We start from the raw sequence: 16,490 nt of genomic DNA, 5'->3' as shown, positions 1-16,490 counted from the left end.
ATTTTCAATATATATTCCTAATTAGTGGTTCTTTATTAGTGGTTCTCTATTTGGGGTAACTAAAAAGGAGGCCTTTTATTTGATTTGACTATGGGAAAATCAATTAAAAGAACTTCAGCTAAACCAAAAACAGATAAAGAGCTTGATGTTGACCTTAAAAAGGTTGGAGAGAGAATGAAGCAATTGAGGATCAAGGCGGGGTATACAAGCTATGAAATTTTTGCCTATGAAAATGGCATCAGTCGCTCTCAGTATGGTCGGTATGAAAAAGGCGAGGATTTAAGGATCAGTAGCTTTTTAAAAGTGTTGAATGCGTTGGGTGTGACTCCAAAAGAGTTTTTCAGCGAAGGATTTTAAGAAGTAGGAAAGATATTTCTTGTGATACGTTGAAAAAAGAAAAAGGTCTCTGTTGAAGGAGACCTTTTCTTTAACGTACCTGAGGCCGGAATCGAATCTACCTGTCGGCACGCCATGCGGCACACGAACCTGCTTGCCGATAGGCAGGTTCTGATTCGTGCGTGTCTACCAGTTCTGTTTTGCAAGCAGAGCTTTGAGAAACTCTTTACCAACTCCAGATTTTAAATATTTCTCTCGAACGCGGGCTTCCATTCGTGAATTGAATTGCTCGGTAATCAATACTCGAAAGGGGCGATATGGTTTTGTAGTTTTATTATAGCCATAGTTATGATCTCCAATTCTTCGTTGAAGATTGTTGGTCAAACCAACATATATATAGTTTCTGGATAGGCTAACGAGTACATATACATAGAACATAACGATAGATTTTTTGCTAACAAAAAAAGGATGGCTTTTACCATCCTTTTATAACGTACCTGAGGCCGGAATCGAACCGGCACGCCTTGCGGCACACGATTTTGAGTCGTGCGCGTCTACCAGTTCCGCCACTCAGGCATGCTGTGGAAATGGGCTGCAAATATGCCTAAAGTTTTGCAACTCTCACAATTATAGTTCTATAAATTTCTCAAGCGAAAAAGCCTGCGTGCGCTCCGAAAAAAGTGGTTTTACCTTGCCCCATACCGCCCTGAACAATTCTGACTGGCGATATTGCTCCAAATCCTGCTCGCGGTTCCAGTGGCTAAGGGTGGTAAAGCCGGCCGGGTTGTTAGCATCACGCAGTAATTCCAGATGTGTGCAGCCTTCAAAATTCCGGATGGCATGTTTATTCTTTTCGAAGATGGTCAGAAATTCTTCTGCATCTGCCTCGTTAAAATGCATGTGTACAATTCTGATAATCATATTCGGAACGTTATCTATTCTTCGAAGAAAATACTTACCGTGCTGTCGTAGTCGAGCCCCAGCAGTTCCGTTGCATTACCTTTATAAATACCAATCTCCAGCAAGCCCAGGCTGTTGAACACAATAAAGCATTCGCCTTGTTCGGCCTGATTATACTGTGTGTGGATTCTTCTAAACTTCTCGCCACCAAACTGTATAGTATATTGTTTGTTGGCGCTGAGAATATCAAACGCTTCGCGCGGAATGTTGGTGATAAGATTACCCATACCATCCACATGTATCACACTGCCGGTGATCTGTTTCTTGGTGGCTTTCACCTGGCGGTCGATCATCTTCTTGAACGAAGGCATCGGCTTGCCCAGGTTGGTAATGGAAACACCGCTGGCCAGTTTTACGGCTGCAGGTGCAAATACATCGCGCTCCGGAAATGTAGTGCTGATGGTATTGATGGCGTTGAGCTCCACCAGTTGCTGGTGAGATTTATCGCTGATGAGTCCGAATAAACCGTTATCGCATCCAACAAAAAAATGATCTTCGAGTTGCAGCGCGATAAATGCATCGCCCCGGTTGCCGGTGGAGTCGACCCCCACCAGGTGTATGGTGCCCTTGGGGAAATCGCGAAACACCGCCCGAAGTACAAAGGCAGCATGCGCTATATCGGATGGTTTTATCTGGTGACTGATGTCTTCAACCCGTACACCCGGATTGATACTGATAATGCGAGCCTTGATGGCTGCCACATAATGGTCACTTTCACCGGAGTCTGTAAGAAGGGTTACTATGGCCATGGTTGATGCTGCGGCAGATATTCATTAATTTTGATATGGCAAAATAAACATTTTTAAACCATATAGCGTATCTGAACTTTGCGAAGTCGTGCAAGGTTCACCAGATATAATCATCGCTACACCACACGCGCACCTGCACACGCTGAAAATGTATAACACCAAATCATTAATTAGTTGATCGAAAAAACAGTAACACTGGAGAATATTTCCCTGATCGATTTCCTCGGGGTTGAGAATAAAACAATTGATACGCTGGCAGCAGCCTTTCCCAAGAGCCGTATAATATCGCGCGGCAACCAGATACACATCAAGGGATCTACTTCTGAAATTGTACAGATCGATGATATCCTTGCTTCGCTGATAGAACACTATCATAAATACGGTAAAGTGACAGAGGAGAACGTACAGAACTACATTTCGCACGAGCAGGAGATCATGCTTCCGGAAAACCAGCAGGCCTCCGATGATATTATTATATATGGTACAAAAGGTTTCCCTATAAAACCGAAAACGGTTAACCAGCAAAAACTGGTTGATACGGTAAAGGAGAACGACCTGGTGTTTGCTCTCGGCCCTGCTGGAACGGGTAAGACCTATATATCGGTGGCACTCGCGGTGCGCGCCCTCAAGAACAAACAGGTAAAGAAAATTATTATTACCCGCCCTGCGGTGGAAGCTGGCGAGAACCTCGGATTTCTTCCGGGCGATCTGAAAGAAAAGATCGATCCATACCTGCGCCCTATATATGATGCGCTGAACGATATGATACCGTTCGAGAAACTCCGGTATTATATGGAGCGCGAGATCATTGAGATTGCTCCGCTGGCCTATATGCGCGGCCGTACGCTGAACAATGCCTTTATACTGTTGGATGAAGCGCAGAACACCACACCGATGCAGATGAAAATGTTTCTGACGCGTATGGGCCCCGATTCAAAAATGATTGTTACAGGCGATGCTTCGCAGATCGATTTACCGTCCAAGCAAAGCTCAGGATTAAAAGAAGCGATCCGTATACTGCGCGATGTGCGTGGTATAGGGATTATGGAGCTGAACGAAAAAGATGTAGTGCGTCACCGCCTGGTGCGCGATATCATTGAAGCCTATCATCGCGAAGCGAACGATATACGATAAAGTATAGGAAGGTTAGGAAGACTCTGCGGAATTTTCCTACCTTTCATTTTTACTTTACCCGTTATGCTTCATTGGATCCCTTTTGCCGTTGTTCGGATTGTTTTGTTTTTTATAGCCGGTATACTTCTCGGTATATATCTTCCTGATTTTCTTCCGCAGTTCATTATTACGCTTGTATTCGTAACACTTCTTATAGTATATATAGGGCATTTTATATTTCAGCGCATCACCCGAAAGGCGTTGTTCAATCCGGGAGCCGTTGGGTTGCTTGCTATTTTGTTAGCGGGATATTTGCAGTTGCTTCATTGCACCGATTCGAGGCGTGCCGATAATCTCATCAACCTCAAAACACCGGTGGCGTATTACCAGACCGTTGTAACCGGCTATATACAGGAGAAAGCCAACGCCTGGAAAGTAGAAGCAAGAGTAATGCAGGTAAAGAGCGAGGATGAGTGGAAGGATGTTAGCGGAAATATTCTGCTATACTTTCCCAAAAAAGATTTTCCAACGCCTTTTCAGTATGGCGATGTATTGTTGATTCGCGGGCAGCCGCAGGAGGTACCAGTGCCCGGCAATCCTGGTGAATTTGACTACAAGCGGTTTCTCACATTTCGTAAAATATACCACCAGCACTTTGTAAAATATAGTGAAGTAAAGCGATTGGAGAGCAGGCCCGATTCGCACTTGTTATACTATGCCATTTGTGCCCGAACATGGGCGGATGCTGCACTGAAAAAGTTTGTAACGGGTGAGCGCGAGCAAGCTATAGCCTCTGCGCTGGTGCTGGGCGTCACGGACGGGCTGGATAACGAATTACTCAATGCGTATGCTGCTACAGGAGCGATGCACGTGCTGGCCGTGTCGGGTTTGCATATCAGTATTATCTATATGATCATCCTTTGGTTGTTAAAGCCATTGGGTACTTCGCGCACCAGCCAATGGGTTGCGGCCGGTATAAGCCTGGTTATACTTTGGGGCTATGCCTATATCACCGGACTGTCGCCTTCGGTGTTACGGGCTGTTACTATGTTTACGTTTGTAGCAGTAGCCCGGGCGTGGAATCGGCAGACGAACATTTATAACATTCTGGCAGCGTCTGCTTTTTTTCTTCTTATCTACGAGCCGTATCTCATTATGTCGGTGGCTTTTCAGTTGTCGTACCTGGCGGTGTTAGGTATAGTATATCTCAAGCCGGATTTATACCAGTTATGGGAACCTGCATCGCGATTGTGGGATGAGGTATGGAAGATTACAACGGTATCCATAGCCGCACAACTCGCTACACTTTCGTTGGGACTTTTATACTTTCACCAATTCCCGAACTACTTTTTGTTATCAAACCTGCTGGTAATACCCGGATCGTTTTTTGTGTTGATAGCCGGGCTCGTAGTGTTATGCGTGAGTTTTATGCCACCCGTAGCCGCCTTCGTTGGTATACTGCTGAAGTGGAGTATTCAAGCACTCAATATCGTGGTGTTTACCGTAGAGGCATTTCCCTTTAGCCTGGTCGATAATATTTATATCAACACAGCACAAAGCTGGTTATTGATGGCTGTGATTGTATCGATGGTGTTACTCTTCCAGTTTAAAGCCTATGGGTATATATGGGTAGCTGCTGTTTGCAGTATAATGTTTGTGGCGATACAGTGGTTTCATTTTTATAGCGATGTAGAGAAACGCTATATCACGGTATACAAAGTGCCGCATCATTCTGCTGTTGATCTTACGGAGGAAGGCCAGGTATATTTCATGACGGATTCCTTGCTCATGCGGAATGCTTCCGCAGTGCGGTTTCATATTCACCCTAACCGGCTGCAGCACGGTGTTGAACAGGTTATTCCTGTAAGGGAACAGACTTCTTCTTACCGATTATTACAATGGCAGGGCAAATTCATTCTGCAGATTATGGGCAACAAGTCCATGCCTTCGCATATTCAGGTGGATTACCTGATCATCTCAAACAACGCTGTGAAAGACCTGGCGGCCTTGTTGAAACAGGTGGAGGCATCAGAAATAATTTTAGATAGCAGTAACTCTTATTATTTTGCCAGTAAATTGCTGAAGCAAGCTTCTGCACAGAACATTCGTATACACTCTGTTTGGCATACAGGAGCTTTTTCGGTAGAGATCTGATTTACACTCAAAATATAGTATAGCATGAACGTGATTGAATATAGTGTTAAAAGCCGTATAGGTTTTATCACACTTAACCGTCCTGAAAAACGAAATGCATTGAGTCACGAACTGGTAGCTGCATTGAAAGATGCCTTTACTCAAGCTGAAAAAGATGATGCTGTAAAAGTAGTAGTGTTGAAAGCCAACGGTGAAGCATTCTGTGCCGGTGCTGACCTGGCCTATCTCCAGCAACTGCAGCAGTTCTCGTACGAAGAGAATCTTGCAGACTCCGATCATCTCAAAGAGTTATTTTTGAAAATATATACTTTAAAGAAAGTGGTGATCGCGCAAGTGCAAGGCCACGCGCTTGCCGGTGGTTGTGGTTTGGCTACAGTGTGCGACTTCTCGTTCGCGGTACCGGAAGCAAAATTCGGATATACTGAAGTGAAGATCGGATTTATACCGGCTATTGTTATGATCTTTTTACTGCGCAAAATTGGCGAAGCAAAAGCAAAACAGTTATTGCTGAGTGGAGATCTGATCACAGCTGAAGCGGCACAAAATATAGGATTGGTAAATTTTATAGTGCCGCCGGATGCACTTGAGCGGGAAGTAACAACCTTTGCCCAGCGATTAATCACCACTAATTCATCTACTTCTATGGAAATGACCAAGCACATGATTGCTTCTGTTCAGTCACTTTCATTGGAAGATGCGCTAACGTTTGCGTCTAAGATGAATGCCCAGGCTCGCGCGAGCAGCGATTGTGTACGAGGTATACAGGCGTTTCTTAACAAAGAAAAAATACAGTGGTAATTATTTAATATCACGGCAAATAACACTTAAATATTACAGCACATTAGTAAATATGCGTTGAATGTTTTATTATGAGGGTACCTATATTTAGTATATAAACCCAAAACAATTCATGCGAACGCTTATGTGTATTTTGCTGAGTGCGATTTCATTTTCGCTCTTGGCCCAACCGTATTCAGGTGACACCTGGAAGGAAGTGAATAAGAAAAGTAAAGGCAGTGTATCTCTGGCCTATGTGCAAACTCCCAGTTTTGTATATGTAGATGATGCCGGTAAACTTACCGGTATTTGTGTTGACATTATGAGTGACTTTGTAACGTGGCTGAAAGAAACAAAGAAAGTAGAGCTAACAACAAAATTCGTAGGCGATGGATCGAATTTCCACGGCATGTACGATAATGTGAAAGCTTCTAAAGGTGGTGTGTTCGGACTCGGTAATATTACCATTACCGATGAACGCAAAAAGGAAGTAAAGTTTAGTCAGCCGTTCATTACCAACTTTGCTATACTCATCACACAGGGTAAAGTGTCTACCCTTAACAAACTCGAAGATATGCCGAAGAATTTTGCCGGGCTCACAGCTTATGCAGCAAAAGGTACGCTTAACGAAAAACGTATACTCGATCTGAAGTCCCGTTACTACCCGGATATGAAAATTGTCAACACCACTACCAGTCAGGAAACACTGGAGAAATTGTTTGCCGACCCGAAGGGCTTTGCTTACCTCGACCTGGCTTTTTACCTGGAAGCGGTAAAGATGAAGAAGAGCATTAAACGCCATCCTATAGCAGATAAAGCTGCAGAACAATTCGGTTTCATTATGCCGATGGGAAGCGACTGGGCCTCGGTGCTCGATGAATTTCTTAAAGCCAATGGCGGTTATACCAACACCGCACAGTATAAAAATATATTGGTGAAGCACCTCGGAGAAGCGGGCATGAAACTGATGCAATCGGCCTCCAAGCAGTAGCGCTGACGTTGTCTTACGAAGGGCATCTCTAGCACTGTTTTAGTGACCCTCCTTTTACATAGAATAGAGATGCTCTTGATCGTTATCCAGTATAATATCACCGGTTCTACAGAATAAATTTACCGGAACAGCGATGAACCGTTAACGAATAACCGCTAACGATACTATATTCGTCTCCATTGGAGACACCCATTTCGATACTGAAGAAGTACTGGCGCCATAGTCAGTTCCGACCGTTGCAGGAAGATATTGTCAATTCTGTGCTGAGTGGTCGCGATACATTGGCATTGCTCCCCACCGGAGGAGGGAAGTCGGTTTGTTTCCAGGTACCAGCGTTGTTGTGTGAAGGTATTTGTATTGTAATAACACCGCTCATCGCGCTGATGAAAGACCAGGTAGAGCAGTTGAAAGCACGCGGTATACTGGCGGTGGCGATACACTCGGGAATGAACCGTTCCGAAATAGATATACTGCTCGATAACTGTATTTATGGCTCTGTAAAATTTCTTTACGTTTCTCCTGAACGTCTTCAAACAGAGTTGTTCATCGAACGTGCTAAGCAAATGAAGGTGGGCCTTATTGCAGTAGATGAAGCACACTGTATTTCGCAATGGGGCTACGATTTTCGTCCGCCTTATCTCAAGATCACTTCCCTGCGCGAGTTAAAACCTGAAACACCTGTTATAGCGCTCACCGCAACGGCTACCCTACTGGTAAAAGAAGACATCATGCAGAAGCTCGCCTTCCGCGAGGGAGCCGGTATATTTCAGCGATCTTTTGCCAGGGATAATTTGTCGTTCGTGGTTCGCAAAACCGAGAACAAAGAAAAGAAACTGCTGGAGATATTGCAGAAAGTAAAGGGCAGCGCGATCATCTATGTACGTTCGCGTAAAGCTACACAACAGATAGCCGAGTGGTTGTCGAAGCGAAATATACCGGCATCCTTTTATCACGCAGGACTTTCATTTGAAGATCGCTCCAAGAGGCAAGAGGAGTGGATCCATAACAAGAGTCGTGTAATGGTAGCGACCAATGCATTTGGTATGGGTATCGATAAACCCGATGTGCGGCTCGTGGTGCATTTAGATCTCCCGGAAAATCTTGAATCGTATTACCAGGAAGCAGGGCGGGCCGGGAGAGATGGGGAACGTTCATTTGCCGTTATACTATACCAGGAAGCAGATGTAGTCAATCTGCAGTTCAAAACAGAACAATCGCACCCTGCGCCCGAAACGCTCAAAAAAGTATACCAGGCGCTTGCCAATTATTATCAGCTTGCCATTGGCAGCAGCGGTGGCGAAAGCTATGATTTCGACCTGCATGATTTTGCAGATCGTTTTCATTACAATCAGCAGGAAGTATATATCGCGTTAAAGAAGCTGGAAGAGGAGGGACTGATACAATTCAACGAGAGTTTTTATAATCCCTCGCATCTGTTTATACCTGTAGATAAAACAAAACTATATGAATTTCAGATTGCGCATGCGCGATTTGACCCCGTTATAAAAATGTTGCTAAGACTATATGGCGGTGAGTTGTTTGCCGATTTTGTAAAGATATCGGAGTCGTACCTGGCGAAAGGGATGAAGGTATCGGAAAAGGAAATGACCTCCATTTTGAAACACTTGAACGAACTGAAGATTGTTATATACCAGCCTTTAAAAGATAAACCTCAAATAACTTTCGTTTTACCACGGCAGGATGCTGACCGTCTTCCGTTAAATATCAAGAGACTGGAGGAACGAAAGAAGCTTATCATGGACAAGATGAGGGCTATTGTTACGTTTACTACTACAGTGCATCGTTGTCGCATGCAAATTATACAGGACTATTTTGGCGAAGATACATTTGCTGAGTGTGGTATGTGTGACGTGTGTATTGAGAAGCGAAAGAATAACAACCAGACAGCATTTGATGATCTGCGTTCGGAAATTATAAGTATTGTAGGAAATACTTCGATGACCATTGAACAACTGGAAGAGCAGATTGAGCCGACCGATCGTGAGTTATTTGCTGATGTTGTGCGCGACCTTGTAGATGAAGGAGTTTTAGAATACGATGATGCCTGGCGACTAAAAGTATCGGAACCAAGACATTGATTATTTGTTATAGCATTATGGGAAAGGGACTAAAAAAATTTCTGAGGATCTTTATTTACGTGCATATATTCATTGCCGTAGCGCTGCTATTAACCCACTGTACATTTAAGCGATATGCCGAGAAATCGTATAAGCAAGCCAGGAAAGATAAGCCTTATGATGTGATCATTGTTCCGGGTGTACCCTACGAAAAAGAGAACACCACCATGGTAATGAAAATGCGTATCTTCTGGGCCAAGCATCTATACGATAGTGGGTATACAAAAAATATAATCTTTTCAGGAGCGGCAGTATATAGTCCGTTTGTGGAAGCGTTGGCGATGAAAACTATAGCGGATTCATTGGGTATTCCGCCTGAACATACTTTTGCAGAGACTAAAGCAGAGCACAGCACCGAAAATATATACTATTCCTGGAAGATGGCGAAAGATTTAGGGTTCAAGAAAATAGCGCTCGCTACAGATCCCTATCAATCGGGACTATTACGAAGTTTTACCAGGCGTTATTGTCCGGGAGTAAAAGCCATACCCATTGTTTTTGGTATGCTGGACATCGGTAATAAAACGCTTCCTGCGATAGATACGACCAGTTGCCATGTTGATAATTTTGTTTCCATCCTTGACAGGGAAGGTTTCTGGCAGCGCTTTCGCGGAACCATGGGTAAACGTGTTAAAGAAGAACATAAGCAAGAGCTTCGAAAAAGAAAAGAAGAGATGGAGAGTGTAACCAGCACAGATTAATTCAATACTATCACCGAAGACGATTGATTTTTTATCCAACCGATGTATATTTGTTGCGTATTGTGTTCGGAAGTTTTTTGGGGGATTAGCTCAGCTGGCTAGAGCGCTTCCATGGCATGGAAGAGGTCATCGGTTCGACTCCGATATTCTCCACCCCATAATTTATAGTTAAGTTAAAAGATAAGTCAAGAGTTCAAAGAGCAATCAGATGTACTCTTGTAAATTTCAATCCCTCCTCGTTGTATAAATAGTCTGCCAGGCAGACCGTTTATCTATCATTTTAATTAAATAATTATAGTTAGTTCAACGAAATCCTGTTAGCCCTTCTCCGATGTGCTCGTCTGAAATGAATTTATACGAGTGTCGGTGATATTTACCTTACGGTTATTAGGTGAATATTTAGTACCTAATATTTAGGTATATATATAGCATTAAGTTCACTATCGGGATCTGTTTTATTAAAACGTTTTGTTTTTACTTACATACTTGCAGGCAGGGTCGAGGATTGTCTTTATGTTAGCGGTAAAATTAATTTCTGAAATACAGTTGATTGGGCGTGCCACGCTTGGTAGTGATTCTTCAGAAGTATTAATGGATACTTGACATAATCGAATATGAAGGCGAAGTACCGGATATCATTGCTGCTGTTTTGTTTGACAAGCATGCTAAGTATAGATACCTATGCGCAAGTTAACGCTTACGCCAAGGTTACAGCTATATCTGGCAATGTGCTCACACTTTCAAATGTTAACGAAACGTATCACACATTTGAGGATGGTGATGAAATCATTATCATGCAGATGCAGGACAATGTGATTGGTGATGTTACCAACGCCTCTACATTTGGTGTTCTCGGCTCTATACAATCTGCGGGTTTATATGAAGTAAAGAGGATTCAGTCTCATACCGAAAGCGGTGGCCTTCCGGCTACAATTACAGTAAATAATGCGATTACGAATACGTTCAATATAAACTCGAATGCTACGGTACAAATTATATCCTATAGATTGTACGGTAGCCCGGACTATACCACTACAGCTAACATGGTTGCTTTGGATTGGGATGGAAACGTAGGCGGTGTTCTGGCTATTCGGGTAAATGGTGTATTAACCCTGGCGCATAGCCTTACAGCGAATGCTGCAGGTTTTTTAGGAGGCGCGAGATCGAGTACCGGTGGTACTGTAACCTGTGCTACTACAACATGGATCACAACAAGTTCCAGTGGTGACTCTGGCAGAAAGGGAGAAGGTATATATAAAAACACCAGTTCAAGCTATGTAGCAGGACGAGCTAAGATTCTGAATGGTGGCGGAGGTGGTAATATTCACAATGGCGGTGGTGCCGGTGGTGGCAATTATGCTGCAGGTGGTGATGGCGGTCCCGGATATTTGTGTACGTCTACTCCGGTAGGGGGGCAGGGTGGTATATCGCTCAGCTCTTATATAAACTCCACCCGCGTATTTATGGGAGGAGGCGGAGGCGGAGGCCATCAGAATAATGGTGTTGGAAGTGCCGGGGCTGACGGTGGTGGTATTGTTTTAATAAAAGCCAATTCGATCACAACCTCTGGTTCCTGTGGTTCTATTACTATATCTGCCAATGGTGGTGCAGCGCTTAACTCAAACAATGGAGGAAGCGGAGGAGGTAATGATGGCGCGGGAGGCGGTGGAGCAGGAGGCAGTATTATTATGGATGTGAGCACTTTTAGTGTTGCACCCGGATGCACGCTGTCTGTAGCAGCTAGTGGTGGTAATGGTGGATCTGTAACCGATGCAGCGATACATGCCGGAGGCGGTGGTGGTAGTCAGGGAGTAGTTATTTATTCTTCAGCACAGCCAACCAGTAACGTTACAACAACCACTGCAAGTGGCACAGGTGGCTGTAATAATAGTTCCTGCTCTTCCTCAGCAAGCACCGCCAGTGGTACAGCCAATTCCGGAATAGTCAGCAACGCAGGCACAACTCCATTGCCGGTTTCATTACTATACTTTAAGGGTTTATATAACAGTGAATCTAAAGCTGTAGAACTTCGATGGGCTACTGCTTCTGAACATAACAACGATCACTTTACTATTGAGCGCTCTGCCAATGGCGAAGAGTTTGAAACGATTGCTACCGTAAAAGGTAACGGGACTATATCAACAGCCAGTAAATATCAATATATAGATGATCAGGTAAGATCAGGTATATATTACTACCGCCTCTCACAAACTGATCTGGATGGAACCACTGTTCGTTTTGATATTATCCGGATAGAGCTGGATGGACAAGCTGAACCGTTTGCCTCTATATATCCGAATCCGGCAAATAGAGGAGAACAAGTTACCGTAGACTTGATAGATGTGCCGGCTGGAGCCTACAGCATTACCATAATGGATACACAAGGTATTGAAGTTGCCAAAGCACAACTGTCGGTATCTCAATCTTCCGGAACAGCAACGATAGAATCAGGTTCTATTCTGAGTGGAATATATATTGTAAGAATTGTGTCGCCTGCATGGCAAGTGAACAGGAAACTGATCATCCACTAATAAAAGATTCACGATCCGGCTTTACTTTATTGGGCTAATAGAATATTTACTTGGATGTGCTCCTGATTTTCTATAAAAAAGGTACAGAAAATGGTGCTGTTAGCAGGGTATCTTATAATCTCGATTAATAGCCGTACCTTTACTGCTTACACAATAATATAGAATGAAATCTTTTGAATCCCTGGGCCTGTCCAGGGGATTGGTAGAGTCGGTTCAGCAGATCGGCTTCGAAACGCCTACACCAATACAGGAAAAAGCGATCCCAGTTTTATTGAACGGAAACCGCGATTTTGTTGGTCTCGCGCAAACCGGTACCGGTAAAACTGCTGCCTTTGGATTGCCGCTGCTTGAGCTTGTTGATGACAGAAGCCGCGATACGCAGGCGCTGGTATTGGCACCGACCCGTGAACTGGGATTACAAATTGCCAGTGACCTTGAGAACTTCTCTGAAAAATTCAAGTCTTTTAATATAGTAGCTGTATACGGTGGCTCAAGCATTAGCGAGCAGATCCGTAAAGTAAAGAAAGGCGCACAGATCATTGTAGCTACACCGGGTCGTCTGATCGATCTCATCGATCGTAAAGCGATTAACCTCAATACGATCAAGTATGTAGTACTGGATGAGGCTGATGAGATGTTGAACATGGGCTTTAAAGATGATCTTGATAAGATACTATCTTTTACGCCCGATGATAAAGCCACGTGGTTGTTCTCTGCTACGATGCCTCGCGAAGTGCGGGCCATCATGAAGAACTATATGAGCGATCCGTTTGAGTTAACAGTAGGTGAACAGAATACCGGTAACGTAAACATCGAGCATAACTATGTGATAGTACAGGAGAATAATCGTTATCCTGCGTTGAAGAGGATACTCGATTACAATCCGGATATATTTGGATTGATCTTTTGCCGTACCCGCATTGATACACAAAAAATTGCTGAGATGCTGATGAAGGATGGCTATAATGCAGACTCTCTTCACGGTGATCTTACACAACAGCAACGCGATCGCGTAATGATGAAATTCCGTCAGCGCGCGTTACAGATATTGGTAGCAACGGATGTGGCAGCGCGCGGTATAGATGTAGAAGATATCACGCACGTTATACATCTCAACATTCCGGATGAAATGGAGTTTTATACTCACCGCAGTGGTCGTACTGCGCGTGCCGGTAAAAAAGGTGTTTCGATTGCTATGATCTCCAAGCGCGAGCTTGGTAAAGTAAAGCAGATCGAAAAGACTTTGAAATCTCCGTTTAAGCGGATGATGATTCCTACCGGTGCTGATGTTTGCCAGAAACAATTACTCGCATTGATGCATCGTGTGCGCGAAGTGAAAGTAAATGAAGATGAGATCGCTGAGTTTCTTCCCGCTATAGAAGCAGAATTGAAAGATGTGAGTAAGCAAGAGTTGATCAAACGTTTTGCTTCGATCGAGTTTAACCGTTTCCTGGATTACTATCGCAATGCTCCTGATCTGAATGTAGAAGGTAAACGTGGTAGTAGCAGTGAAGGTGGCGAAGAGCGCTACTCTACCGGAAGTCGTTTCTTTATCAACCTCGGCAAGATGGATGGTATAGATGTTTCTAAAATGTTAGAACTCATTGACGACCATGCCGGTGTGAGCAAAAAGGACATTGGTAAAATTGATCTCAAAGGTGCCTATTCATTTTTTGAAGTGGAGCCTTCCCGTGCCGAAGAAATTGTGAGCGGACTGAATGGCATTGAGTATAAAGGAAGACAAGTTCGTGTTGAGATTACGGAGCAGAAACAATCCGGAGGTTCACGCGGTCGCTCTTCCGGAGGACGTAGTGACAGAGGTAAATCTTCTTCAGGAAGAAATTCCGGAGGAGGAGGAAGATCACGGTCGTCCAACCAAAAAGGAAAATGGAGATAGAGTTATAAAAAAAGGGGCTGAAATTTTCAGCCCCTTTTTTTATATATACCCGTATACTTACTGCTAAATATCTAGTGGTCGCTGGGAAATATAGCGAAGTTGAGCAACTCCGTGTGGCGGATCACTGAAATATCAATCATCGTTACAATCTCTTTTCGGCTTAGTTCCTTAAAGAGTTCATGCGTGGTGTTGACCGTCTTGTTGTTGAAGGAAGTAATGATATCACCTTCCTGTAACTGAGATCGTGAAGCAGGAGAGTTCTCCTGGATCTTTGTCACAAACAGCCCTTTCTTGTTCTTCAAATTATAGTGCTGTTTGATCTTCGGGTTGACGTTTACCTCTTGCAGCATCAATCCCAGATAAGCCTTGAATACTTTACCATCTTTGATCAATTGCTGTGCTATCTCCTTCGCAGTATTTATATCTACTGAAAAACTCAACCCCTGCGCACCTTGTATCATAGCTGTGTTTACCCCGATCACTTCACCATCCGTAGTGATCATTGGTCCACCGGAGTTACCGGGATTCAACGCGGCATCCGACTGGATTACGTTATCAACCAATCGGCCTGATTGTGTTTGCAACGTTCTCCCCAGTGCGCTTACCACCCCCGTTGTAACCGTGTGCTGATAGCCGTAAGGATTACCAATGGCAATTACAAATTGCCCGATCTGCAGTTGCTGTGCATCACCTAGTTTCGCCACCGAATATCCTTCACTATATATTTTGAGTATAGCCAGGTCAGTATCCGGGTCTTTGCCGATCAGAAATCCCTCAATCTCATTTTCATTCAACAGGCTCACCATAATTTTTTCAGCTCCGTCCACCACGTGACTGTTCGTAAATACGAGGCCATCGGATGAAAAAATAAAACCCGAACCAGAGCCGGCCGGGCGAAGTACATTACTCTTGTCTCGCTTGAAGACATCAATTTTGACCACCGCGTTTTTTGTTTTTTCCACGGCATCAATGATCATAGAAGAAAAAGCATCCATAAAAAATCTCCTTGTGTAGAAGAGTGCCGCTCAAAAAACTATCCACAGCTTTTTTGAAGTTAAAATGGCTTGTTCAGCAGAGTATAACTGGTCAAATTGACTGGTGAAAGTATATCTATCCGATAGTTTCAAGACGGAATAACCTTCTTTCATCTTCCTGTCAGGCAATCTGGTCGAAAATTTTAGAGAAAAATTGGGGCAAATACTTTGAGAAACGAATTTTTTTTGGAAATTGCAATGGTTTGCAGAACACCCTTCAAACGTTAGCAGTCTAAACACCCGTAAAAAATGATCTTGACGGCTTTAACAAGATCGGTTTATTGGGATGGCTGCCAGAGAAAAGTAATGTGTTGCAGACAATTCATGTCTAAAGTCGGCCCTTAGTCTAGCTTTTAAACTCTTAATTTTTTATGAAGCAGATTAACGTTTATCACTTTCTGGGCCTCGCTATCATGTTTGCCAGCTCTATCGTATCGATGACCCTTTTGGCAATCATCATATTCTAGCCCTTTCGCTCGTTGTCCGGTCCTCTGTGCTGCAGAGGTAGATTTTTTAAACTATATATTTACTCATACCGAAGGGTCTTTGCAGGATTCCTCAAAGCCGCCCGTATGGTTTGTGTGCTCACCGTAAGCAAGGCTATAGCTATAGCGCAGATCGTTCCTGCTATATAAAGGGCTATGTTCATATCAATCCGGTAGGCAAAACTATCCAGCCACTTGTTCATAAAATACCAGGCCACTGGCCATGCTATCAGATTGGCTAAGCCAACCAACACCAGGATTTCTTTCGAGAGCAATTGCAATATACTTCCGGTAGAAGCACCCAGTACTTTGCGTATACCAATCTCTTTCATGCGCTGCATCGTATTGAAGGTGGCTAATCCAAATAAACCCATACTGGCAATGAAGATGGCCAGACCTGCAAAGGTTGTGAAGAGCTGACTCTGTTTCTGCTCTGATTCGTATAGCTTGCGATAGCGCTCACTAAGAAAGGTATATTCAAAGGGTTTATCGGGTAAAAATGATTTCCAGGTTTTCTCCAGGTGCGCGAGACCAGCCTGCATATCGTTGCCGGATATTTTTACAGAGAGGCGGTTGTAATTATTTCTGCGTACCAGAAATATCATCGGTACAATTTGCTGGTGC

14 protein-coding genes and 2 tRNA genes are annotated in these 16,490 nt (G+C 43.7%); 10 read left to right on the top strand and 6 right to left on the bottom strand.

Annotation, left to right across the window (positions count from 1 at the left end):
• Window positions 1–90 precede the first annotated feature (90 nt).
• Entirely contained in the window at window positions 91–357 is a 267-nt protein-coding gene (locus tag VIN08_RS08020) for a helix-turn-helix transcriptional regulator (protein ID WP_331962865.1), read from the top strand.
• A 165-nt stretch (window positions 358–522) separates the two neighbouring features.
• Here the strand turns inward: VIN08_RS08020 and VIN08_RS08015 are convergent, their stop codons facing one another.
• The 4 genes from VIN08_RS08015 to VIN08_RS08000 all read right to left on the bottom strand — a co-directional run bounded on the left by VIN08_RS08015 (window position 523) and on the right by VIN08_RS08000 (window position 2,045).
• The gene (locus VIN08_RS08015) at window positions 523–774 is read right to left on the bottom strand and encodes a GIY-YIG nuclease family protein (protein WP_331962862.1); all 252 of its coding nucleotides are present in this window, start codon (window positions 772–774) and stop codon (window positions 523–525) included.
• A 56-nt stretch (window positions 775–830) separates the two neighbouring features.
• A tRNA-Leu gene (locus VIN08_RS08010) sits at window positions 831–912 on the bottom strand.
• 51 nt (window positions 913–963) lie between these two features.
• Complete coding sequence (locus VIN08_RS08005; protein ID WP_331962859.1) at window positions 964–1,257, bottom strand: antibiotic biosynthesis monooxygenase family protein; 294 nt, start codon at window positions 1,255–1,257, stop codon at window positions 964–966.
• A 14-nt stretch (window positions 1,258–1,271) separates the two neighbouring features.
• On the bottom strand, window positions 1,272–2,045 hold the full coding sequence (locus tag VIN08_RS08000) for an SAM-dependent chlorinase/fluorinase (RefSeq protein WP_331962856.1): 774 nt from the start codon (window positions 2,043–2,045) through the stop codon (window positions 1,272–1,274).
• A gap of 174 nt (window positions 2,046–2,219) precedes the next feature.
• Here VIN08_RS08000 and VIN08_RS07995 point away from each other — a divergent pair, with 174 nt between their 5' ends.
• From VIN08_RS07995 to VIN08_RS07955, 9 genes are all read left to right on the top strand, one after another.
• Window positions 2,220–3,179 (top strand): PhoH family protein, encoded by a 960-nt coding sequence (locus tag VIN08_RS07995; protein ID WP_331962853.1) that lies wholly within the window; start codon window positions 2,220–2,222, stop codon window positions 3,177–3,179.
• Between the two features lie 63 nt (window positions 3,180–3,242).
• The gene (locus VIN08_RS07990; protein WP_331962850.1) at window positions 3,243–5,312 is read left to right on the top strand and encodes a ComEC/Rec2 family competence protein; all 2,070 of its coding nucleotides are present in this window, start codon (window positions 3,243–3,245) and stop codon (window positions 5,310–5,312) included.
• A 24-nt stretch (window positions 5,313–5,336) separates the two neighbouring features.
• Window positions 5,337–6,110 carry an enoyl-CoA hydratase/isomerase family protein gene (locus tag VIN08_RS07985; protein ID WP_331962847.1) on the top strand — a complete coding sequence of 258 codons (774 nt, stop codon included), beginning with the start codon at window positions 5,337–5,339 and terminating at the stop codon, window positions 6,108–6,110.
• A gap of 160 nt (window positions 6,111–6,270) precedes the next feature.
• Window positions 6,271–7,080 (top strand): substrate-binding periplasmic protein, encoded by an 810-nt coding sequence (locus tag VIN08_RS07980; RefSeq protein ID WP_331962844.1) that lies wholly within the window; start codon window positions 6,271–6,273, stop codon window positions 7,078–7,080.
• 179 nt (window positions 7,081–7,259) lie between these two features.
• Window positions 7,260–9,179, top strand: a complete 1,920-nt coding sequence (locus VIN08_RS07975; protein WP_331962841.1) for an ATP-dependent DNA helicase RecQ — start codon at window positions 7,260–7,262, stop codon at window positions 9,177–9,179.
• Window positions 9,180–9,196: 17 nt separating this feature from the next.
• Complete coding sequence (locus VIN08_RS07970) at window positions 9,197–9,919, top strand: YdcF family protein (protein WP_331962838.1); 723 nt, start codon at window positions 9,197–9,199, stop codon at window positions 9,917–9,919.
• Window positions 9,920–9,998: 79 nt separating this feature from the next.
• Window positions 9,999–10,072 (top strand) — tRNA-Ala (locus VIN08_RS07965).
• A 509-nt stretch (window positions 10,073–10,581) separates the two neighbouring features.
• Window positions 10,582–12,450 (top strand): T9SS type A sorting domain-containing protein, encoded by a 1,869-nt coding sequence (locus tag VIN08_RS07960; protein WP_331962835.1) that lies wholly within the window; start codon window positions 10,582–10,584, stop codon window positions 12,448–12,450.
• A 163-nt stretch (window positions 12,451–12,613) separates the two neighbouring features.
• The gene (locus VIN08_RS07955; protein WP_331962832.1) at window positions 12,614–14,347 is read left to right on the top strand and encodes a DEAD/DEAH box helicase; all 1,734 of its coding nucleotides are present in this window, start codon (window positions 12,614–12,616) and stop codon (window positions 14,345–14,347) included.
• A 71-nt stretch (window positions 14,348–14,418) separates the two neighbouring features.
• Here VIN08_RS07955 and VIN08_RS07950 read toward each other — a convergent pair whose 3' ends face one another.
• Window positions 14,419–15,342 (bottom strand): S1C family serine protease, encoded by a 924-nt coding sequence (locus tag VIN08_RS07950; protein WP_331962829.1) that lies wholly within the window; start codon window positions 15,340–15,342, stop codon window positions 14,419–14,421.
• Between the two features lie 565 nt (window positions 15,343–15,907).
• On the bottom strand, window positions 15,908–16,490 hold a 583-nt coding region (locus tag VIN08_RS07945), incomplete at its 5' end, for an ABC transporter permease (RefSeq protein ID WP_331962826.1).

It is taken from the genome of Ohtaekwangia sp., from assembly GCF_036568665.1.
GTDB lineage: Bacteria > Bacteroidota > Bacteroidia > Cytophagales > Cyclobacteriaceae > Ohtaekwangia.
Note: the sequence above shows the minus strand (reverse complement) of the source record. Positions and strands in the feature narration are given on the sequence as shown.